This window comes from Acidovorax sp. LjRoot117 (genome assembly GCF_964252695.1).
Lineage (GTDB): Bacteria > Pseudomonadota > Gammaproteobacteria > Burkholderiales > Burkholderiaceae_C > Acidovorax.
The window spans coordinates 275375-297414 of sequence record NZ_CAXUPO020000004.1 but is presented as its reverse complement, the minus strand read 5'-3'; the positions used below and the strand labels follow the sequence as shown (position 1 = coordinate 297414).

Annotated in this window: 18 protein-coding genes; 12 read left to right on the top strand and 6 right to left on the bottom strand. The window is 68.4% G+C overall.

Going from position 1 to position 22040, the window contains the following annotated elements:
• Positions 1-15 precede the first annotated feature (15 nt).
• Together glnK and ACSQ3D_RS14565 are read right to left on the bottom strand one after the other, a co-directional pair.
• Positions 16-354 carry a P-II family nitrogen regulator gene (gene glnK / locus ACSQ3D_RS14570; RefSeq protein ID WP_015012094.1) on the bottom strand — a complete coding sequence of 113 codons (339 nt, stop codon included), beginning with the start codon at positions 352-354 and terminating at the stop codon, positions 16-18.
• A 47-nt stretch (positions 355-401) separates the two neighbouring features.
• Positions 402-1133, bottom strand: coding sequence for a TorF family putative porin (locus ACSQ3D_RS14565; protein WP_436127379.1), 732 nt, complete (start codon positions 1131-1133; stop codon positions 402-404).
• Between the two features lie 214 nt (positions 1134-1347).
• Here ACSQ3D_RS14565 and ACSQ3D_RS14560 point away from each other — a divergent pair, with 214 nt between their 5' ends.
• Both ACSQ3D_RS14560 and ACSQ3D_RS14555 read left to right on the top strand, forming a co-directional pair.
• Positions 1348-2892: a YifB family Mg chelatase-like AAA ATPase gene (locus ACSQ3D_RS14560; protein ID WP_436127378.1), complete on the top strand. Its 1545-nt coding sequence runs from the start codon at positions 1348-1350 to the stop codon at positions 2890-2892.
• Between the two features lie 163 nt (positions 2893-3055).
• Entirely contained in the window at positions 3056-3568 is a 513-nt protein-coding gene (locus ACSQ3D_RS14555; RefSeq protein WP_436127377.1) for a MarR family winged helix-turn-helix transcriptional regulator, read from the top strand.
• 175 nt (positions 3569-3743) lie between these two features.
• On the opposite strand, the gene ACSQ3D_RS14550 is transcribed toward ACSQ3D_RS14555, so the two are convergent.
• Genes ACSQ3D_RS14550 through ACSQ3D_RS14540 form a run of 3 tightly spaced genes read right to left on the bottom strand, consistent with a single transcriptional unit; the run spans position 3744 to position 7823 of the window.
• Complete coding sequence (locus tag ACSQ3D_RS14550) at positions 3744-5315, bottom strand: acyl CoA:acetate/3-ketoacid CoA transferase (RefSeq protein ID WP_396504335.1); 1572 nt, start codon at positions 5313-5315, stop codon at positions 3744-3746.
• A 37-nt stretch (positions 5316-5352) separates the two neighbouring features.
• Positions 5353-6606: a thiolase family protein gene (locus tag ACSQ3D_RS14545; RefSeq protein ID WP_436127376.1), complete on the bottom strand. Its 1254-nt coding sequence runs from the start codon at positions 6604-6606 to the stop codon at positions 5353-5355.
• Positions 6607-6608: 2 nt separating this feature from the next.
• A complete protein-coding gene (locus ACSQ3D_RS14540; protein WP_436127375.1) occupies positions 6609-7823 on the bottom strand; it encodes a thiolase family protein in 1215 nt (404 codons plus the stop codon).
• Positions 7824-7980: 157 nt separating this feature from the next.
• Here ACSQ3D_RS14540 and ACSQ3D_RS14535 point away from each other — a divergent pair, with 157 nt between their 5' ends.
• The 8 genes from ACSQ3D_RS14535 to ACSQ3D_RS14500 all read left to right on the top strand — a co-directional run bounded on the left by ACSQ3D_RS14535 (position 7981) and on the right by ACSQ3D_RS14500 (position 19403).
• Positions 7981-8766: a crotonase/enoyl-CoA hydratase family protein gene (locus ACSQ3D_RS14535; RefSeq protein WP_056410327.1), complete on the top strand. Its 786-nt coding sequence runs from the start codon at positions 7981-7983 to the stop codon at positions 8764-8766.
• A gap of 54 nt (positions 8767-8820) precedes the next feature.
• Positions 8821-10689, top strand: a complete 1869-nt coding sequence (locus ACSQ3D_RS14530; RefSeq protein ID WP_436127374.1) for a feruloyl-CoA synthase — start codon at positions 8821-8823, stop codon at positions 10687-10689.
• Between the two features lie 42 nt (positions 10690-10731).
• Complete coding sequence (locus ACSQ3D_RS14525) at positions 10732-11517, top strand: SDR family NAD(P)-dependent oxidoreductase (protein ID WP_396504331.1); 786 nt, start codon at positions 10732-10734, stop codon at positions 11515-11517.
• Between the two features lie 202 nt (positions 11518-11719).
• Entirely contained in the window at positions 11720-12709 is a 990-nt protein-coding gene (locus ACSQ3D_RS14520; protein ID WP_056410335.1) for a Bug family tripartite tricarboxylate transporter substrate binding protein, read from the top strand.
• A gap of 475 nt (positions 12710-13184) precedes the next feature.
• Positions 13185-14957, top strand: a complete 1773-nt coding sequence (locus tag ACSQ3D_RS14515) for an acyl-CoA dehydrogenase family protein (protein ID WP_436127373.1) — start codon at positions 13185-13187, stop codon at positions 14955-14957.
• Between the two features lie 131 nt (positions 14958-15088).
• Complete coding sequence (locus ACSQ3D_RS14510) at positions 15089-16798, top strand: tannase/feruloyl esterase family alpha/beta hydrolase (RefSeq protein WP_436127372.1); 1710 nt, start codon at positions 15089-15091, stop codon at positions 16796-16798.
• A gap of 138 nt (positions 16799-16936) precedes the next feature.
• A complete protein-coding gene (locus ACSQ3D_RS14505) occupies positions 16937-18667 on the top strand; it encodes a tannase/feruloyl esterase family alpha/beta hydrolase (protein WP_436127371.1) in 1731 nt (576 codons plus the stop codon).
• Between the two features lie 307 nt (positions 18668-18974).
• A complete protein-coding gene (locus ACSQ3D_RS14500) occupies positions 18975-19403 on the top strand; it encodes a VOC family protein (protein WP_056163248.1) in 429 nt (142 codons plus the stop codon).
• 60 nt (positions 19404-19463) lie between these two features.
• Here ACSQ3D_RS14500 and ACSQ3D_RS14495 read toward each other — a convergent pair whose 3' ends face one another.
• A complete protein-coding gene (locus ACSQ3D_RS14495) occupies positions 19464-20792 on the bottom strand; it encodes a flavin-dependent oxidoreductase (protein WP_436127370.1) in 1329 nt (442 codons plus the stop codon).
• A gap of 156 nt (positions 20793-20948) precedes the next feature.
• Between ACSQ3D_RS14495 and ACSQ3D_RS14490 the strand changes: the two genes are divergently transcribed.
• Both ACSQ3D_RS14490 and ACSQ3D_RS14485 read left to right on the top strand, forming a co-directional pair.
• A complete protein-coding gene (locus tag ACSQ3D_RS14490; RefSeq protein WP_436127369.1) occupies positions 20949-21326 on the top strand; it encodes a VOC family protein in 378 nt (125 codons plus the stop codon).
• A gap of 155 nt (positions 21327-21481) precedes the next feature.
• On the top strand, positions 21482-22021 hold the full coding sequence (locus tag ACSQ3D_RS14485) for an EVE domain-containing protein (RefSeq protein WP_436127368.1): 540 nt from the start codon (positions 21482-21484) through the stop codon (positions 22019-22021).
• Positions 22022-22040 lie beyond the last annotated feature (19 nt).

Sequence of the window (22040 nt, the reverse complement as noted above, 5' to 3'; positions counted from 1 at the left end):
TGGCAACCGGGCCCTTTACAGGGCTTCCTTGCCGGTTTCGCCGGTACGGATGCGCACCACCTGCTCCAGGTGGGTCACGAAAATCTTGCCGTCGCCGATCTTGCCGGTGCGGGCGGCGGTTTCGATGGACTCGATCACGCGGTCCACCAGGTCGTCGGCCACCGCGGCTTCGATCTTGACCTTGGGAAGAAAGTCGACCACGTACTCTGCACCGCGGTACAGCTCGGTGTGGCCCTTCTGGCGGCCAAAGCCCTTGACCTCGGTTACCGTGATGCCTTGCACGCCGATGTCCGAGAGCGCTTCGCGCACCTCGTCGAGCTTGAAGGGCTTGATGATGGCTGTCACCATTTTCATTTTGGGATCCTCCGACAACGGGCGCAGCCTGCGCCCATCGAGACTGCTTACAGGGTTTTGGTGAGCGTGACGATCACGCGCGACTTGTTCACGTGGCCGAAGAAGGCCTTCTTGTTGGCGCCCACCACGGCAGCGCCGAGCGACAGGCCGCTGCCGAAGTCATACGCGCCGCCCACGCTGTAGTCCATGTAGTTGGGCACGCCCGTGTCCTTGATGTCGCTGGCAAAGCGGGTGAAGCCCACCGATGCCTTCAGCGTGATGCTGGGGGCCACTTCCTGGGCGAACGCCAGGTTCAGGTAGCCGGTGTTGGTGCCCTTCAGGCCCGAGCCCGCCTTGGCGCCTGCGAACCCGAAGTAGTCCTTGGAGATGGTGTGCGAGTACTTGGCGGTGAAGGGGCCCATGGTGGCCGCGCCGTACAGCTCGGTGGTGTTGCCGTTGCTGTTGCCGGGGTAGATGTAGGTCAGCGCGCCCACGTCGAAGTCGGCGCCGGCGGCCTTGAACTTGTAGCCGCCGTACAGGTCGGACTCGAGCGAGTTGTTGGCCAGCCAGTCCACGCTGGAGTTCCAGTTGCCCACGTACCAGCCGGTTTCGCCGAAGGTGTAGTCGAAGCCGCCTTGCAGGGCGGGCTTGACGGCCTTGGCCTTGGAGGCGTCCTGGTCCTGGCCACGGAACTTGTAGTTGGTGGTCAGGCTGACGTTGCCGGTGAGCTGGGCGCTGGCCAGCATGGGAAGGGTTGCAACAAGGGCAACGCCCAGGGTCTTGATGATGGCGCGGGTCATGTTTCCTCCGGTTGGACAAAGTAGGGACAGGGGCTCTAAGCACGGACCGTGCCACTGGCACGCCATGCCGCGCCGGGCCGTTGCTTCGCGTTACATGGATCCCCCGGTACAGTGAGGGGTTGTTCGCTCCGCGCCATGCACTTACTTGGTGCAAGGCGCGCACTACGCGCAACTAAAAACCACAAAACGCACCCATCTGGGGAGAATCTGCTTCATGAGTCTTGCTTTGGTGCAAAGCCGCGCCCTTCTGGGGCTGCAAGCGCCTTCGGTGACGGTCGAGGTGCATCTGGCCAACGGCCTGCCCAGCTTCACGCTGGTCGGCCTGGCCGAGGTGGAAGTGAAGGAAGCCCGCGAACGGGTGCGGTCGGCGCTGCAGAACGCGGGGCTCGAATTTCCGCACAACAAACGCATCACGGTGAACTTGGCGCCCGCGGATCTGCCCAAGGATTCCGGGCGGTTCGACCTGCCCATCGCTCTGGGCATCCTCGCGGCCAGCGGGCAGGTCGATGCCAGCAAGCTCAAGGGCTATGAATTCGCCGGCGAACTGTCGCTCTCGGGCGAGCTGCGCGCCGTGCGCGGCGCACTGGCCACCAGCCTGGCGCTGCAGGCCCAGCAGATCGACGTGCAACTGGTGCTGCCGCCCGGCAGTGCCGAAGAAGCCGCCCTGGTGCCCGACGCCCGCGTAGTGCGGGCCCGCCACCTGCTCGACGTGGTGCGTGCCTTCTTGCCGCCCGGCAGCGCGGCAGGGGGCGATGCCGACGTCGACAACGACGGCTGGAGCCGGCTGGAGCCCCAGCCGCTGACCGCCCACACCACGGGCCCCGACATGGCCGACGTGAAGGGCCAGGCCACGGCCAAGCGTGCGATGGAGATCGCCGCGGCCGGCGCGCACAGCCTGCTGATGGCCGGGCCGCCGGGCTCCGGCAAGTCGATGCTCGCACTGCGGTTTGCGGGCCTGCTGCCCGCGATGACGGTGCAGGAGGCGCTGGAGAGCGCGGCCATCGCCAGCCTGGCGGGGCGCTTTCACCCCGAGCGCTGGGGGCAAAGGCCGACCGGCAGCCCGCACCACACGGCCAGTGCGGTGGCGCTGGTGGGAGGGGGGTCACCCCCGAAGCCGGGCGAAATCTCGCTGGCACACCACGGCGTGTTGTTCCTCGATGAACTCCCCGAATTCCCCCGCGCCGCGCTGGAGGCCCTGCGCGAGCCGCTGGAGACCGGCCACATCACGATATCGCGGGCCGCGCAGCGCGCGGACTTTCCGGCGCGGTTCCAGATGATCGCTGCGATGAACCCCTGCCCCTGCGGCTTTTTGGGCTCCACGCAGCGCGCCTGCCGCTGCACGCCGGACCAGATCAGCCGTTACCAGGGCAAGCTCAGCGGGCCGCTGCTGGACCGCATCGACCTGCATGTGGAAGTGCCCGCCCTGCCTGCCGAGCAACTGGTGCAGGCGCCCGCCGGGGAGTCGACCACCGCCATCCGCGAGCGGGTGGAGCGCGCCCGCGCTGTGGCCCTGGCACGCCAGGGCAAGACCAACCAGGCGCTGCAGGGCCAGGAGATCGACACGCACGTGCAGCTGGACGACACGGCCGTGAAATTCCTCAACACCGCCGCCGCCCGCCTGGGCTGGTCGGCGCGCAGCACGCACCGCGCCCTCAAGGTGGCGCGCACCATCGCCGACCTGGCGGGCGCGCCCACCACCGCAGTCAGCCACGTGGCCGAGGCGGTGCAGTACCGGCGCGTGCTGCGCAGCCCGGCGTAGCGCTGTGCGCAGGGGCCCGACACGGCAGCGACGGCATCACCCTGCCAAAACTATAAAATCCATAGCAAACAAGGCTTTCAGAACCTGCGGCTGGGCCTGATCTACATCAACCACTGCGTTTGCTTCGGCCTCTGGCCCGCCTCCCACTCTGCACAATCGCCCCATGCCCAGCGCTCGCCCCTCCAAGAAAACCGCCGCCGCAGCAGCACCCGCCACCCCCTCGGCCGAGCCCTTCACCGAGTCGGTGGACACGGGCTTTCTGCGCACGCTGGTGGGCTACAACGCGCGCCGTGCGTCGCTGGCCGTGATCGAGGTCTTCATGGAGCGCATGGCGGTGTACCGCCTGAAGGTGGTGGATTTCTCGGTGCTGTCGCTGGTGGCGCACAACCCGGGCATCACGTCGCGCCAGCTGTGCGCCACGCTCAACGTGCTGCCGCCTAACCTGGTGGGGCTGATCGCCGCGCTGGAGCGGCGCGGGCTGATCGAGCGCCGCCCGCACCCGAGCGACGGGCGCGCGATGGGGGTGCACCTCACGCCCGCAGGGGCCGAGCTGACCGCCCAGGCCGAGCAGACCGCCGCGCAGCTGGAGGTGGACGCCACCTCCAGACTGACCACCGCCGAGCGCACCACGCTGATCCGGCTGCTGCAAAAGGTCTACACGCAAAGCGCTTCGTAGCGCGCAGGTTGGGAACACGGCCACAGGGGCACAGGGCCCCACCGCCACACCGCAGCGGCAGCCCGGCACGGCAAAAAGCCAGCGCACCTTCGCTGGGCCGCTGGCTTTTTGCTTTGTGGGTGTTGGCGCCGGGTCCGGCCCATGCCGTCGGACGGCGCCTGGGCGTGAACGCCCCTCAGCCCTGCGCAGCCTTCGCCGCCATGGCCTGCGCCAGGCCGCCCCACTGCGCGCGGAACAGGCCCGGGTCCATGGTCTTCACGTTGCGCATGATGGGCTTGAAGCCCATGTGCGCCAGCACGTCGCGTTCGAGGTCGATGCCGGGCGCGATCTCGGTCAGCTCCAACCCCTCTGTGGTCAGGTGGAACACCGCACGCTCGGTGACGAACAGCACGTTCTGCTCGCGCTGCGCGGCGTCCAGCCCGTTGAAGGTGATCTGCTCGACCTTCTCGATGAACTTGCGCGAACGGCCTTCCTTGACGATGGTGAGCGTCCCATCAGCCACCTTCACCTCCAGCCCGCCCGCGGTGAAGGTGCCGCAGAACACCAGGTGCTTGGTAGACCGCGTGATGTTCACAAAACCGCCGCAGCCCACCGGCCGGCCGTTGAACTTGCTCACGTTCACGTTGCCGTGGTTGTCGGCCTGCGCCAGGCCCAGGAAGCTCGCGTCCAGACCGCCGCCGTCATAGAAGTCGAACTGCAGCGACTGCTCGATGATCGCGTCGGCGTTGTACGCCGTGCCGAAGTCCCCCAGCTGCGCCGGGATGCCGCCGGTGATGCCGCTTTCCACACTCAGCGTGAACTGGTCGGACACACCCTCTTCCGCCGCCACCGACGGCACGCCCGCAGGGATGCCGATACCCAGGTTGGTGATGGCGCCGGGCGTGAGCTCCAGCGCCGTGCGGCGCGCGATCACCTTGCGCTCGTCCAGCGGCATGGGCGCCAGCGAGTTGAGCGGCACGCGCACATCGCCACACAGCGCGGGGTTGAACTGCGTGGTGATGGTCTGCATGTGGTTCTCGGGCTGGCTGACCACCACGTAGTCCACCGACACGCCCGGCACCTTGACCGACTTGGGGTGCAGGCTGCCGGCCTTCACGATGCGCTCCACCTGCGCGATCACGATGCCGCCGCTGGCCTTGGCCGCGTGGGCGATGTTGATCTGCTCCAGCAGCACGCCTTCCTTGTCCAGCGTGATGTTGCCGTTCTCATCGGCCAGCGTGCCGCGGATGATGGCCACATCGACCTTGGGCGCGGGATAGAACAGCCACTCCTCGCCGTTGAACTCCACCAGTTTGACCAGGTCTTCGGTGGACTTGCTGTTGAGCTTGCCGCCTTCGATGCGCGGGTCCACAAACGTGCCCAGGCCCACCTTGGTCAGCAGCCCGGGGCTGCGGCTGGCGATGTGGCGCGTGAGGTGCGACAGGCTGCCCTGCGGGAAGTTGTAGGCCTCGACCTCGCCGTCGAACACCATCTTCATCATCTCGGCGCCGGTCTGGCCGAAGTGGCCTGCCACGGTGCGCTTGATCATGCCCGGGTGGGCAAAGTGCACCATGCCTGCGTCCTTGCTGTTGCCGATGGCGCCGCAGGCCCAGGTGGTCACATTGCGCGGGTGGCCGGTGTCGAGGAAATTCTTTTCCACGCCCTTGAGCACTTCCTCGGGCAGGCTGGAGACGGCCAGGCCGCCCAGGAAGATGGTGGCGTTGTCGGGGATCAGGGCCCCAGCTTCAGCGGCGGTGATGATTTTCATGGTCTGTGTGCTCTTGCGAAAAAAGGGGATGACTGGTTCAGGCGTCAGGGTTCTCGATCAGCAGCGCCATGCCCTGCCCGCCGCCCACGCAGGCACTCGAGATGCCGTAGCGCAAGCCGCGCCGGCGCAGCTCGCGCGCCAGCGTCACCGTCAGGCGCACGCCGGTAGCCGCTAGCGGATGGCCCAGCGCAATCGCGCCGCCGTTCACGTTGAGCTTGTTGCGGTCGAGACCCAGCTCGCGCTCCACGGCGATGGTCTGCGCGCCCTGCGCTTCGTTGATTTCAAACAGGCCGATGTCATCCAGCGTAAGCCCGGTGCGCGCCAGCAGCGCGCGGATGGCGGGCGCGGGGCCGATACCCATGAATTCCGGCGCCACACCCACTGCAGCCGCACCGCGCAGGCGCGCCAAGGGTTTGAGGCCGCGCCGCTGCACATAGGCATCGCTGGCCACCACGGCGCCCACGGCCGCATCCACCAGGGCCGAGCTGTTGCCTGCCGTCTGCACGCCGCCGGGGTACACCGTGCGCAGCCCCGCCAGCGCCTCGATGGGCGAGGGGCGCGGGTGCGTGTCGCGGTCGAGCTGCGCCACCTTGCGCGGCAGCGTGATGCCGCGCGTGGCGTAGCCTGCCAGCTCGAACTTCTCGCTCGTCACCGGCACGATCTCGCCGGCCAGGAAGCCTTCGGCCTGGGCTTGCAGCGCCCGCTCGAACGAACGCGCCGCGTAGGCGTCCACGTCTTCGCGGGTGATGCCGTACTTCTTGGCCAGGTTCTCGGCGGTCTCGATCATCGTGACCGGGCCGGCGGTGTCGATCAGCGCCTCCATCAGAAAGTCCTTGAACTCCACCGGCGCACCGAGCTTGAAGCCCGTGCGGTGCGTGTACGCGGCGATCGGGTTGCGCGTCATGGACTCGGTGCCCACCACCAGCGCCACGTCGGCATAGCCGAGCGCGATCTGGTCCGCAGCCTGGCGGAACAGCTCGAAGCCCGTGCCGCAGATGCGCTGCACCAGGATGGCCGGCACCGCTTGCGGCACGCCTGCATACAGGCCGATGTGGCGCGGCAGCACGAAGGCGTCGAAGTCGGCCTGCGCCATCGACCCGGTGATGACCGAGTTCACGTCGGCCGCAGGCACGCCGGCGCGCTCCAGCACGGCGCGGGCCACCTTGATGCCCATGTCGGTGGGCGACACATGCCCGAGCGGCCCGCAGTAGTCGACCATGGGCGTGCGCACGCCGTCCACCAGCCAGGCGTTCAAGAGGGCGGAGAAAGAGCTTGTCGAAGCGGTCGTCATGGTCAGGCCTTGGAAGTGGTTTTGCTGTCCGTCACGCGCAGCACGGTGGCGTAGCCGGTGTCGCCCGCGGCGCAGCCGGTGAACAGACCCACGCCGCCGCCGCGCAGCACCAGCTCTTCGATGAGTTCGATGATGGCGCGCATCCCGGTGGGCGCCTGCGGGTGGCCCCAGATGATGGAGCTGCCGTAGTTGTTCATGCGCTCCCACGCAAAGCCGGTGTCGCGCGCCAGCGCGATGTCGTTTACCGCGAACGGGTTGTGCGTCTTGATGGCGTGCACATCGGCAATCGACAGGCCTGCGTGCTTCAAGGCGTTGAACGCCGCTGGCGACGGTGCCATGGGCATGAAGCCGGCTTCCACCCGCGACATGCCAAAGCCCAGGATCTCGACCTCGATGCCGGGGTCGGTGGCCACGGCACGCGCGCGGTCACGCGTGGTGACGATGGCGCCCGCATTGCCATCGGCTGGGTGCGTCTGGCCGCCGAAGGTCACGGTGCCGCCTTCTTTCACCGGCTTGAGTTTGGCCAGGCCTTCGGCGGTGGTGGGGAAGATGCCTTCGTCGGCGCTGAGCGTGCCGGTCTGCTTGCGGAATTTCGAGTCCGTGACCGGCACATCGGCCATGTAGCGCTTTTGAAAGGCACGGTCATCGGCCAGCGCCGCCTGGTACTGCGTGTAGCGGTGCAGCTTGAGCGCGTGCTGCTCTTCGGTGGTGATGCCGTAGCGCGCGGCCACGTTTTCGCCGGTCTGCAGCATGGGGTTCTTGGCATACGGGTCGTGGCCCATGTTGTCGGGCACCCAGTGCTCGGTGATGCCATAGCCGCCGGTGCCGCTCGAATCGGGGTAGTACACCACCGGGCCGTTGGATTGACGGTCGGCCATCACCAGCAGCGCGCTGGTGGCGGTGCCGCAGGCCACCTCTTGCGCGGCCATCTGCAGCGCGCGCACACTGGTGGCGCAGGCCTGCTGCACCGTGGGGCCGGCCACGCGGTCGATGCCCATCATGCCGGTGACCCAGGGCAGCCCGTAGAAGCTGCCCTTTTGCGGGTTGGTGATGCCAAGAATCGCCAGGTCCACCGCCGCCAGGTCGTACCCGCGCGCGGCCAGCGCCTGCTTGCCCACCGTGGCCGCCAGCGGCAGCGCGTTGAGGTTGGCCAGCGAGCCCTGCCACTTGGCGAACGGGGACGACCAGTAGATGCCGTAGGGGATGAAGGCGTTCATGACGGTTCCTTGCTGTGAATCGGTGCCACTTTAGTTATTTATCATAATCATGTGAGCGCCCGGAAAAGCTAGGGAAAGCACCTAGCAAAGACCGCCTCCACGGCCTTGTTTTAGTTATTTTTGATAACCATAATTTCTCCAACTCACCTCGACGACCATGACCAAGCACTCCGACATCTCCCTCGAAATCCGCGGCGAACGCGAGGACATCGCGGTCATCCGCCTGTCCCGCCCTGCCAAGCGCAATGCCCTGAACGACGGCCTGATCCTGGCGCTGCGGGACGTGATGGACAACCTGCCCGCCACCGTGGGCGCGGCCGTGATCGATGGCGAGGGCGAGCACTTCTGCTCGGGCCTGGACCTGTCCGAACTCAAGGAGCGCGATGCCGGCCAGGGCCTGCACCACTCGCGCATGTGGCATGCGGCGCTGGACCGCGTGCAGTTCGGCCCCGTGCCCGTGGTGGCCGCGCTGCACGGCGCGGTGGTGGGCGGCGGCCTGGAGCTGGCCAGCGCCTGCCACATCCGCGTGGCTGATGAATCGACCTTCTACGCGCTGCCCGAAGGCTCGCGCGGCATCTTCGTGGGCGGCGGCGGTGCGGTGCGCATTCCGCGCCTGATCGGCACGGCGCGCATGACCGACATGATGATGACCGGCCGCGTCTACAACGCGGCGGACGGCGAGCGCGTGGGCTTTGCGCAGTACCTCGTGCCCACCGGCACGGCGTTCGACAAGGCCTTCGAGCTGGCCCAGCGCATTGCGCAGAACGCGCCGCTGACCAACTACGCGCTGATGCACGCGCTGCCGCGCATTGCCGAGCAGCCGTCGGACCAGGGCCTGATGACCGAAGCCATGATGGCCGCCATCGCGCAGAGCGCCCCCGAGGCCAAGGCGCGCGTGCGCGCCTTCCTGGACGGCAAGGCCGCCAAGGTCAAGAAGGACTGACCGACCGACACGCTCCCCACGGCGCCACCCCAGCCCCACCGAGACGCTTTTTCCATGACGGCAACCAACCCCTCTCCCCGCTACCGGCCGCTGCGCTTCGGCGTGACCGAAGTCAGCACCCGCCGGGCCGACGACGGCGTGGTCTATGTGCGGGCCACGCAGGACCTGGAGGCCTACCCGCTGCGCCTGACCGACCGGCTCGCGCACTGGGCCGAGACCGTGCCCGACCGCACCTGGATGGCCCAGCGCGTGAAGAACGCCGACGGCAGCCTGGGCGAGTGGCGCCACATCACCTACGGCCAGGCCTGGCAGGCCGCGCGCAGCATTGCCCAGGCCCTGCTCGACATGCACCTGAGCGCCGAGCGCCCCGTGGCCATCCTGAGCGAGAACGATCTGGACCACGCGCTGCTGTCGCTGGGGTGCCTGGTGGCCGGCGTGCCGCAGTGCACGGTGTCCACCGCGTACTCCACCATCAGCCAGGACTTCGACAAGCTGCGCCACGTGCTGGACACGCTGACCCCCGGCCTGGTGTTCGCCAGCGACGCCGCGCGCTTTGCGCGCGCCATCGAGGCCACCGTGGCCGACGACGTAAAGGTGGTGCTGGGCACCGGCAGCATCCCGGGCCGCAGCACCGTGGCCTTCAGCGACCTGCTGGCCACCCCTGCCACGCCGGCTGTGGATGCGGCGCACGGCGCCATCACGGCCGACAGCATCGCCAAGTTCATGTTCACCTCGGGCTCCACCAAGCTGCCCAAGGCCGTGATCGTGACGCACGGCATGTGGGCCGCCAACCTGCAGCAGATGAACCAGTCGATGCCGGTGCTGGCCGAGGAGCCCCTGGTGCTGGTGGACTGGCTGCCGTGGAACCACACCTTCGGCGGCAACCACAACTTCGGCATCGTCATCTACAACGGCGGCACGCTCTACCTGGACGAGGGCAAGCCCACGCCCAAGGGCATGGCCGAGACCATCCGCAACCTGCGCGAGATCGCGCCCACGGTGTACTTCAACGTGCCCACGGGTTTCGAGGTGATCGCGCAGACCATGAAGACAGACGCGCAACTGCGCAAGAACCTGCTCAGCCGCGTGAAGATGTTCTTCTTTGCCGCTGCTGCGCTCTCGCAGCCGATCTGGGACTCGCTGTTCGAGAGCGCCGAGCGCGAGGTGGGCGAGCGCATCGTGATGAACACGGGCCTGGGCATGACCGAGGGCTGCCCCTTCTGCGTGGCGGTGAACAGCCCCGACGTGCAGGCCGGCGACATCGGCGTGCCCACGCCGGGGCTCGAGCTCAAGCTCGTGCCCGTCGACGGCAAGGTCGAGGTGCGCTACCGCGGCCCCAACATCACGCCCGGATACTGGCGCAATGCCGAAGCCACGCGCGACGCCTTCGACGACGAGGGCTTCTACTGCTCGGGCGACGCGGTGAAGTGGATCGACGAGAACGACCTGAACAAGGGCCTGAAGTTCGACGGCCGCATTGCCGAGGACTTCAAGCTCAGCACCGGCACCTTCGTGAGTGTGGGCCCCATGCGCGCCAAGATCATCGCCGCCTGCGCGCCCTACGTGCAGGACGCGGTCATCACCGGCATCAACCTCAAAGAGATCGGCGCGCTGCTGGTGCCCACCCCCACCATCCGCACGCTCAGCGACCTGCCCGAGAGCGCCAGCCTGCACGAGGTGCTGCAAAGCGCCCCGGTGCAGCAGCACTTCCAGCAGGTGCTGGACAAGCTTTCGGCAGAGTCCACCGGCAGCGCCACCCGCGTGGCCCGTGCGCACCTGATGGCCGAGCCGCCCTCGCTCGACAAGGGCGAGGTCACCGACAAGGGCTCCATCAACCAGCGCGCCGTGCTGCAACACCGCGCGGACGTGGTGGACGCACTGCACGGCGGCACGCTGCCCGGCACGCTGGTGCCGCGCCACTGAACGCCCAAGACACACCCACCATTTTTCTCAAGGACACACAGCATGGACATCCAAGGACAAGCCGCCATCGTGACCGGCGGCGCATCGGGCCTCGGTGAAGCCACCGCCCGCGAACTCGCCCGCCTGGGCGCCAAGGTCGCCGTGCTCGACCGCAATGCCGAGCTGGCCGAGAAGGTCGCGGCCGATATTGGCAAGGAATTTGGAGACGGCTGCGCCGTGGCCTGCGCCTGCGACATCACCGACCCCGCCAGCGTCACCGCTGCGCTGGAGAAGGCCGCTGCGGCCCACGGCCCCGCGCGCATCCTGATGAACGTGGCCGGCATCGGCAGCGCCAAGCGCATCGTGCAGCGCGACGGCAGCGCCGCGCCGCTGGAGGACTTCACGCGCGTCGTCACCATCAACCTGATCGGCAGCTACAACGTGAGCCGCCTGTTCGCCGCCGCCTGCGCCAAGCTCGACGCCCTGCCCAATGGCGAGCGCGGCGTGATGATGTTCACCGCCTCGGCCGCCGCGTTCGACGGCCAGGTGGGGCAGCAGGCCTACAGCGCCTCCAAGGGTGGCCTGGTGGGGATGACGCTGCCCATGGCGCGCGACCTGGCGCAGCACGGCATCCGCGTGTGCACCGTGGCGCCGGGCCTGTTCGCCACGCCGCTGATGAAGGAGCTGCCCGAGGCCGTGCAGCAGTCGCTGGCCGCGAGCATCCCCTTTCCCCCGCGCCTGGGCAAGCCCGAGGAGTTTGCCGAGCTGGCCTGCCACATCGTGACCAACGGGCACCTGAACGGCGAAGTCATCCGCCTGGATGGCGCCCTCCGTATGGCACCACGATGAGAAGCCCCCCTGAGCCGCTTCGCGTCATCCCCCCAGGGGGACGCCACCGGTGGCCTGGCAAAGCCAGTTCCACGGTGGCGCTGGCTTGCGCAGCGCCAGTTTCAAGCGCCGTGGGAGGCGCGCCCAGTCGATAACGAGAGGGTGTGCAAGCACCCCAGTTGATTTTTGAAATTTCCGTCAGATTCACATCAGGAGACAAACCATGACCACCACACGCCGTCAATTCGTTCAGGCCCTTGGCGCCAGCGCCGCATTGGGCGCCCTGCACCCCTTCGCCGCCCATGCGCAGGTGGACCAAGTCAAGGTGTATTTCGGCTTTCCGGCCGGCAGCTCGGGCGACACCGTGGCACGCCGCGTGGCCGAGAAGTGGGGTGGCTCGGCCTTCAGCAAGAACGCCGGTGTGGTGGAGAACAAGCCCGGTGCGGGCGGGCGCATTGCGCTGGAGACCCTGAAGTCGGCCCCGGCCGACGGCTCGGTCCTGGCGGTGGCGCAGGTGTCGGCCCTGGCCAACTACCCGCACATCTACAGCAAGATGAACTACACCGACAAGGACTTCGCGCCCGTGTCGATCGCCGCCGTGATGCACCACGGCCTGGCCGTGGGCCCCATGGTGCCTGCCAGCGTGAAGTCGGTGAAGGACTTCCTGGCCTGGGCCAAGGCCAACCCCAAGGACGCAAGCTACGGCTCGCCCGGTGCGGGCTCGACGCCCCACTTCCTGGGTGCGCTCTTGGGTATCAACAGCGGCGTGGAACTGCGCCACGTGCCCTACCGTGGCTCCATCCCCGGTGTGACGGACGTGGTGGGCGGGCAGATCGCCGCCATGGTCACGCCGCACGGTGACTTCATCGCCAACTACAAGGCCGGCAAGATCCGCATCCTGGCCACCTCGGGCCCCAAGCGTTCGATCTACGTGCCGGACGTGCCCACGTTCGCCGAGCAGGGCTTCCCGGAACTGACGACCGAAGAATGGTTCGGCTTCTACGCCCCGGCCGCCACGCCCAAGCCCGTGATCGCCGCCGCCAATGCCGCGATCAACGCCGCGCTGAAGGAAAAGTCGGTCATCGACAGCCTGGCCATCGTGGGCCTGATGCCGCACGGCTCCACGCCCGAGGAACAGGCGCGCTGGCAGAAGGCCGAGTACGACACCTGGGGGCCGCTGATCAAGAAGATCGGGTTCACGGCGGAGTCCTAGGCTCCCCCCTGAGGCGCTTACGCGCCCTCCCCCTGAGGGGGGACGCCACCCCTGGACTGGCGGAGCCAGATCCACGGTGGCGCTGGCCTGGGGGCGCGCCGGTTGCCAAGGGTGCTGGTGGTGATGGCCGGGTTTTGAGGGGGGCGAGTCGATGGTGGTTGCTTACTGATGTTGCGCGACCGATGCCGAGATGTGGACGCTGATTGTCTCTCCTGGCCGCGCCCCTTCTTCCCCAACCCGTTCGGGCTGAGCCTGTCGAAGCCAGGGCCAGCGCATACAGCCAGCCCGCCAGCATGACGAAGTGCCGACCCCCGAACCGTTCGGGCTGAGCTTGTCGAAGCCAGGGCGCACCGCTTGCGCCGCCCTCTACAGGTTCAGGGTGAACAGTCCGGTACCGAAGCTTCCGAATTCAAGAAAAAACAGCCCCTGTCGCTTATCCAGCAAGCGCTAACAGCTATCAAACTAAGAGCAACCCATGCCAGCACGCCAGTCCCTCGCCGACATCGAGTTCCTGCTGACCGAGGTGCTGCAGGCGCCCGCCCGGTGGCAGGCGCTCGCGCCGTTTGCGGACACCGATGGCGATCTGGCCACGCAGGTGCTCGATGAGGCCGCGAAGTTCGTCGACAGCGCCATCGCACCGCTGCAGCGCAGCGGCGACGAAGAAGGCTGCCGCTTCGACGCGGGCCAGGTGCAGACGCCCGCGGGGTTTCGCGAGGCGTACCAGGCGTTCTGGCAGGCGGGCTGGCCGTCGTTGTCGTGCGACCCGGCTGATGGCGGGCAGGGCCTGCCGGCGGTGCTCGAATGCGTGCTGTTCGAATGGCTGGCCGGTGCCAACCACGGCTGGACCATGGCGCCCGGGCTGCTGCACGGCGCATACGAGTGCATCAAGCACCACGCCAGCGACGACCTGAAGGCGCGGTACCTGCCCAAGATCGCCAGCGGCGAATGGCTGGCCACCATGTGCCTGACCGAAGCCCACGCGGGCAGCGACCTGGGCCTGGTGCGCACGCGCGGCGTGCCGCAGGCGGACGGCAGCGTGCGGGTGAACGGCAGCAAGATCTTCATCTCCGGCGGCGAGCACGATCTGACCGACAACATCGTGCACCTGGTGCTGGCGCGCCTGCCTGATGCACCTGCGGGTCCCAAAGGCCTGTCGCTGTTCCTGGTGCCCAAGATGTTGGAGAGCGGAGACGGCCGCCGCGCCGGGCAGCCCCAAGCAAGGCCAGCCCCCTCGGGGGGCAGCGAACCACACGAAGTGGGGAGCGTGGGGGTACCGAATGCGGTGGTCTGCGAGCGCATCGAAGAGAAGATGGGCCTGCACGGCAGCCCCACCTGCGTGATGCGTTTTGACGATGCCACGGGCTGGCTGGTGGGCGAGCCGAACAAGGGTTTAAACGCCATGTTCGTGATGATGAACGCAGCCCGCCTGCACGTGGGCCTGCAGGGCATCGGCCTGCTGGACGCCGCATGGCAAAAGGCCAGCGCCTACGCCGCCGAGCGGCGCCAGATGCGCGCACCCGGCGCCAAGGACACGAGCCTCATCCAGGACCACCCCGCCATCCGCCGCATCCTCGCCACGCAGCGCGCCTGGATCGACGGCGGGCGGGTGCTGGCGTACCACACGGCGCTGCAACTGGACGCCGCCCAACACAGCACCGATGCAGCCGAGCGCGCCGCTGCGCAGCGCTGGTGCGCGCTGGTCACGCCGGTGCTCAAGGCCGCGCTCACCGACCAGGCGTTCCACGGCGCGAGCGCCTGCCTGCAGGTGTTCGGCGGCCACGGGTATGTGCGCGAGTGGGGCATCGAGCAGATCGTGCGCGACGCGCGGGTGGCCATGATCTACGAGGGCACTAACGAGATCCAGGCGATCGACCTGCTGGTGCGCAAGGTGCTGGCCGACGGCGGCGAGGGCCTGGCCGCGCTGCTGGAGGCACTGCCCGCCACGCCCGCCGCCCGCGCCCGGCACACGGCGCTGATCGACATCACCCACCAGCTCGCCCGCGCCGCGCGGGCCGACCCCGAGCTGCCCTACTGGGTGGCCGACGACTACCTGCGTGCCGTGGCGCTGGTGCTGCTGGAATGGGCCTGGGGGCGCATCGATTCCGCCAGCCGCGCCGAGCGCTGGAGCAGCCCCGCCCAGGCGTTCGCCCGCTGGGTGCTGCCCGAATTCGACATGCGCGCCGGCATTCTGCGCGAGCGCATCGCGCAGGCACGCAATACCAAGGCCGAATCGGCCGCTGCCGTTTGACAGATGCGCGCCAGCAGCTCCTGATTCAGTAGCACCCACCCGGGTTACGCACCGCTCCGCTCACATCCCCCACAGCGTGTCGAGGCTGCGCTGCGGGCTTTCCTGCGCCTCGAAAAAATGGAGACATCACCATGAGCATCGCGAAGAAAAGAAGAATGCCCATCCACCCGCTCGCTTTGGCGGCGCTGCCCGCAGCGCTACTCCTCGGCTGCGGCGGCGGCTCGTCCGACACGGCGCTGCCGCAGCTGGCAGCCGCGTCGCCGGGCAAGCTGGCCACCTGTGCCGAGCTGGCCAGCCGGTTCAGCCACCCGGGCACCCAGATCACCCAGGCCGAGCAGGTCGCGGCGGGCGTGCTCACCCGAGGCAACTCGGCAGTGGCCGCCCACTGCCTGGTGCGCGGCGAGATGAACGCCCGCACCAGCCCGCAGGACGGCCGCCGCTACGCCGTGGGTTTTGAAATGCGCATGCCCCTCGACTGGAACGGGCGGTTCTTCTACCAGGCCAACGGCGGTTCGGACGGCGAGGTGCTCACGGCCCTCGGCGGCGGCGGCCCCGCACCCACCACGGCGCTGCAGCAGGGCTTTGCGGTCATCAGCTCGGACGCCGGGCACAAGGGCGGACAGGACCTGTTCTTCGGCATCGACGCGCAGGCCCGGCTCGACTATGGCTACCAGGCCGTGGCCAAGCTGACCCCCATGGCCAAGGACCTGATCGCAGCCGCCTACGGCCGGCGGCCCGACCGCTCGTACATCGGAGGCTGCTCCAACGGCGGGCGCCACACCTTCGTCGCCATGACGCGCATGCCCGGCGAATACGACGGCTACCTGGCGGGCGCACCTGGCTACCGGCTGCCGCTGGCAGCCATCGCCAACCAGTTCGGTGCCAAGCAGTACGCCAGCATCGCGACCAACCCGGCCGACCTGTCCACCGCGTTCACGGGTGCGGAGCGCGCCATGGTCTCGGCCAAGGTGCTGGACAAGTGCGACGCTCTGGATGGCGTGAAGGACGGCATCATCCAAGACACCGCCGCCTGCCAGGCCAGCTTCGACTTCCAGCGCGATGTGCCCTCATGCTCCGGTGCGAGGGACGGCAGCTGCCTGACATCGGCCCAGAAGACGGCGATTGCGCCCATCTTCTCGGGCGCGGTGGACAGCAAGGGCAACAGGTTCTATGCAAGCTTCCCTTTCGACAGCGGCCACAACGCGGCAGACTCGTCGTTCTGGGAGTTCTTCGTCTCCACCAACATCGACCCGGCCATGACGGCGATGACCTGGGGCTCGCCACCGGTGTCGCCCACAGGCTTCAGCGGCGCGGCCTATGCGCTCAACACCTCCATCGACACCATGCTCGCATCGGTGGCGGCCACGAGTGGCGTGTACACCGAGTCGGGGCTCTCATTCATGCAGCCGGTGAACCCGACCCAGCTGTCGACGCTCAAGCAGCGCGGTGCCAAGGTCATGGTCTACCACGGCGTGAGCGACCCGATCTTCTCGGCCAACGACACGGCCAGCTGGTATGAAGGTGTGCGCACCAACAACAGCGGCGATGCATCGAACTTCGCACGCTACTACCCCGTGCCCGGCATGTCCCACTGCACCGTGGGCCCCGCCACTGACCAGTTCGATATGCTGACGCCGCTCGTGAACTGGGTCGAGAAGGGCCAAGCCCCCGACAGCGTGGTCGCGGGCGTGCGGACCGCCGGCAATGTGGCCGGCCCCAACCCAGACGTGCCCGCCAGCTGGTCCGCCCAGCGCACGCGCCCTGTTTGCGCCTACCCCAAGGTGGCGCGCTACAACGGCACGGGTGACATCGAAAGCGCCAGCAGCTTCAGTTGCAAGTAGCCCTGCCCGCCGTGGGTGGCCGGCCTGCAGGTCGGCCCATTTGCGGCGCTGAGCGGCATTTCAGTTGCACGCGGCACGCGCCGCTGCCAGGATTGCGGCAGGCCAACGCCGCGATTTCACTTTTTGAGGAGACATCGCATGAACACCCGCAACCCTCTGCGCACCCGCCCCGCCGTCCTGGGTGCCGCCGCACTGGCCGCCCTGCTCGCAGGCTGCGGCACCGTTCCGCGCAGCGCCCTGCCCCAGCTGGCGGCCGCCACGCCCGCCACACTGAAAACCTGCGCCGACCTCGCGGGCAGCCTGGCACTGCCGGACACGCGCCTCACATCGTCGGAGCTCGTGGCGGCCGGGCCGATCACGCTGCAGAACGTGACGACCCAGGCACCCGCGCACTGCCTGGTTAAAGGCCGGATGAAAGAGCGCACCAGCTCCGTGGACGGTGCCACCTACGCCATCGGGTTCGAGATCCGCATGCCCGTGGCCTGGAACGGCCGCTTCCTGCACCAGGTCAACGGCGGGCTGGACGGCAGTGTGGTCACGGCGCTGGGTTCGGTCAGCGGCGCAGCGCCGGTGGCGCCGGCCTTGGTGCAGGGCTTCGCGGTGCTCAGTTCCGACGCAGGCCACGGTGCGCCCACGCCGTTCTTCGGGCTGGACCCACAGGCTCGACTGGACTACGGTTACCAGGCAGTCGGCACGCTCACACCCATGGCCAAGGACCTGATCCGCGGCGCCTACGGCAAGGCGCCCGACCGCTCCTACATCGCCGGCTGCTCCAACGGTGGGCGCCACGCCATGGTGGCCGCGTCGCGCTATGCCGACCAGTACGACGGCGTGCTGGCAGGCAACCCGGGCTTCAGCCTGCCCAAGGCCGCCACGGCGCAACTGTGGAAGGCGCAGCAATACGCCAGCGTGGCCACGCCAGGCGCCAACGGCCAGCCCGATCTGGCCAGCGCCATCTCACCCGCGGAGTTCAAGCTCATCGGCCGCAAGATCGTCGAGCGGTGCGATGCGCTCGATGGCGCGACAGACGGACAGGTGAACGATGTGAAAGCCTGCCAGGCCACCTTTCAGCTGCAGACCGATGTACCCAGCTGCACCGGCGCACGCGATGGCAGCTGCCTGTCGCCGGCGCAAAAGACCGTGCTGTCCCGCATTTTCGCGGGGCCGAAGAACAGCCAGGGCGAGGCGCTGTACACCGGCACCTGGTTCGACCCCGGCATCGCGGGCAGCAACTTTGCGTTCTGGCACTTCAACGCCCCGACCACACGCGACGCGGGGGCGGTGGCGTTCCTTTTCACCACGCCACCGGCCACGCTGGAGGCCTTCAAGGCCACCACGGGCCTGCAATACGCCATGGATTTCAGCATGGACAAGGACTACCCCAAAATGTTCGCCACCACGGCGCAGTACGCCGAGTCCCCCTGGTCGTACATGACGCCGCCCAACCCGGCGGACCTGGGCGCGCTCCGCAACCGCGGCGCCAAGATGATGGTCTTTCACGGCGTGGCCGATGGCGTGTTCTCGCCCGTGGACACGGCACACTGGATGGACCGCCTGCAGGCCCGCCATGGCGGCCAGGCCGATGCATTCGCCCGCCTTTTCCTGGTGCCGGGCATGAACCACTGCTCCGGCGGCCCCGCCACCGATCAGTTCGAAATGCTGGCGCCCCTGGTGGCCTGGGTGGAGCAAGGCCAGGCGCCCGACAGCGTGACCGCCCGCGCCCGCGGTGCCGGCAGCAACCTGGTCAACGCCGAGTTGCCCTCCAGCTGGTCGGCCAACCGCACCCGGCCGCTGTGCGTGTACCCCAAGGTGGCGCGCTACAACGGCAGCGGCGACGTGGAGAGCGCGAGCAGCTTCAGCTGCAAGTAGCGGCCCGCCCTCGCCCCACCCACCCCACTTCGGCTGGAGGCCGGGACGGGTGGCTCGGCGTGGGCGTGAGGGCCCCGACCACCAGGTCGAGCACTGCAAGCACGGCACATGCTCGGCGAGCGAGGGCTTCCCCTTCAGCTACCGCGTGTTGTGGCGGGAATCAAGCGGTGTGCAGCGCGAGGCGTCCACACTGCCTTCCAGCCACGCTGGAGAAGCGGTTCCAAATCCGAGATGGCGGCAGGGTCTGACACGCCGCCCTTCGGGAGCGTGCCTACACTGCGCCGATCCCATGCACCGGAGAACCACCATGGAAACGCAGGAACTGCACCGCGGCCGCCTCATCGACCACATCCAGCTGGTTGTGCGCGACCTGCCGGCCAGCCAGGCCTTCTACACCGCCGTGTTCGCAGTGCTCGACGTGCCGATGGGCGGCACGGGCGAAGGCTACTTCTGGGCCGACGAGCTTTTTGTCTCCACCGCCGACAGCGCGGCGGCCCAGGGCCACCTGACGGGCCGGCACCACCTGGCCTTCCAGGCAAAAGACCGGGCGATGGTCGAAGCGTTCTACCGCGCCGCACTCGCGCACGGCGGCAAGGACAATGGCGCGCCGGGCGAGCGCCCCTACCACCCCGGCTACTACGCCGCCTTTGTGCTGGACCCGGACGGCAACAACATCGAGGCGGTGTTCCACGGCGAGGCGCAGCGCAGCGCCGCGTCGGTCAAAGTGACGTTCTAGATCACAGCGGGGCTCAATCTCTGACCCAGCGTTGACAGAACCCCGCTGGGATCACCGCCCTCACGCCACAGGCTGCCCACCAGCCCCCGCCACACGCTGGCCCGGCGCGATGGTGGATGGCGCCGCGTTGAGCGTCTCGATCGCAAAGCCCGCCGCCTGCTTGTAGCGCGCCATGAAGGCCTCGCGCTCTTCGCGCGGCAGCACGTCGTCGATGTTGTCGAACACGCCGCCGCAGCGCTCGTCCACCAGCCCCAGCAGGCCGAAGGGGCCCGACCCCCGATTGCGCAGCACCAGCGCGGAGATGTCCTGGCAGAGCTTGTCGTCGTAGGCGCGCAGCGCCTGGGGCCCCACGCCCTGTGCCAGCAGCTGTGCGCCCAGCACCCGTGCGTCCACGATGGCCTGGCTCGCACCGTTGGAGCCCACGGGGTACATCACGTGCGCCGCATCGCCCAGCAGGGCCACGCGGCCATCCACCCAGGTGGGCACGGGGTCGCGGTCGATCATGGGGTATTCGAAGATGTCCGTCGCGCCGCGCAGCATCGCCGGCACATCCAGCCAGCTGTAGTTCCAGCCCTCGAAGTTGTGGATGAACTCTTCCAGCGCCACGCGCCGGTTCCAGTCGCCCTGCTGCCAGCCGCCCTGGTTGTCCACGGTGATCTCGGCGATCCAGTTGATGGTGGCCAGGCCCGTGACCGGGTCTGGCGGGGAGATCGGGTAGAACACCACGCGGTGGCGCAGCGAGCCCACCCCCACGAAGGACGCACCGGTGCGCACCGGCACCCCGGGCGTGGTGCCGCGCCACATGATGGCGCCGCCCCACTGGATGGGCGGCTGCGCAGGGTGCATCTGCGCGCGCACGGCCGAGTGCAGGCCGTCGGCCGCGATCAGCAGCGAACCCGGTACTTCCAGGCGTTCGCCGCTGCGGGTCTCGACCAACGCCGTGACGCCCTCGGCATCCTGCCGGTAGCCCGTCACCCGCTGGCCCAGCCGCACGGCACCGTCGCCCAGGCGGTCTTTCACCGCGTTGAACAGCAGCATCTGCAGCTGCCCCCGGTGCACCGAGTACTGCGGCCAGCGGTAGCCGGCCTGCAGGCCGCGGGGTTCGGCGTAGATCTCGCTGCCGTTGCGGCCCACCAGCGCCCATTCGCGTGCCTGCAGGCCGATGGTGTCCAGCACGTCGTTGCCGAACCCCAGGTCGTGCAGCTCGCGCACGGCATTGGGCTGCAGGTTGATGCCGACGCCCAGCGGCTGCAGCTCGGGCACCGATTCGAACACGACGCAGGGCACGCCGATCTGGTGCAGCGTGAGGGCGGTGGCCATGCCGCCGATACCGCCACCGGCGATCAGGACGGGGCGGGACAAAGATGGGGGTGAAACATTACCGGACATAACGATATTGTCCCCGCAGTGAGGGCCCGGAAGGATTCCTTCATGGCCAACTGGCTCCGGCGGCACGCTACTGACATGCCGTTGTCAGTACGCCCCAAGCACCATCAGGGCTTCAACAACAACACGTGCCTGTCGGCACATAGATGGAGCCCTGTCATGAAGAACGCTATCGCCTGGTTTGAGATCCCCACCACCCAACTGGACCGCGCCCAAGCCTTTTACGAAGCCGTGCTCGGCCAGGCCATGCGCCGTGAAAACATGGGGCCGAGCGAAGGCGCCGTCTTTCCGTACGACAACGCTGCCGACGGCGTGGGCGGCGCGCTGATGCAAGGCCCCACGGCCCCGCGCGTGTCGGACGGCGGCACGCTGGTGTACCTGGACGCATCGCCATCGCTCGACGCCGCCCTGGAGCGCGCCGTGGCAGAGGGCGGCCGCGTGGCCGTACCGCGCACGGCCCTGCCGCCAGGCATGGGGTTCTTTGCGCAGATCCACGACCTGGACGGCAACCGCGTGGGCCTGCATGCGCTGGAGTAGCCCCCTGTGCCGCCTGGCGGCGTCTTCCCCCAAGGGGGACGCACCCCGTGGACCGGCGAAGCCGGATCCACGGGTGCACTGGTAGGCGCTGCGCCCGTTCCATAGAAAGTGGTGGAGCCCAGCATCACAACCACTGCAACCACAAGGACTACAGCATGCAAACCGCACTGTGGGCGGATACGCCCGTAACCACCGCCGTCGCCCGGCCATCCCGGCGGGCCGCTGTGTCCGACGCCGTGGCGCAGCCGCCCCGCAACTGGATCGCCGTGGCCAGCGCCGAACATGCGCGGCTGGGGCGTGCCGAACCTGCGGCGGGTTACCTGCAGGTGTGCCACGGCAAGGTGGCCCCGCTGCAGCGCATGCGCGCCGGGGACCGGGTGGCCTACTACGCACCCGCCACGACGATGCGCGGCGCGGACCGGCTGCAGTCCTTCGTCTCCATCGGCACCGTGCTGCAGGGCGCGCCGTATGCCGTCGACATGGGCAACGGCTTTGTGCCACACCGCAGGGACGTGGCCTATGTGCCGGACGCCCGCGAGGCGCCGATCCGCCCTCTGCTGGCGCAACTGGAGTTTGTGGAAGACCCCCAGCGCTGGGGCGCGAAGTTTCGCTTCGGGCTGTTTGCCATCAGCGACCACGACATGCGCGTGATTGCACTGGCGATGGGGGCGTCGGAGCAATTGCTACATTTTTGATAGCTGCTAGCGCCCGGCC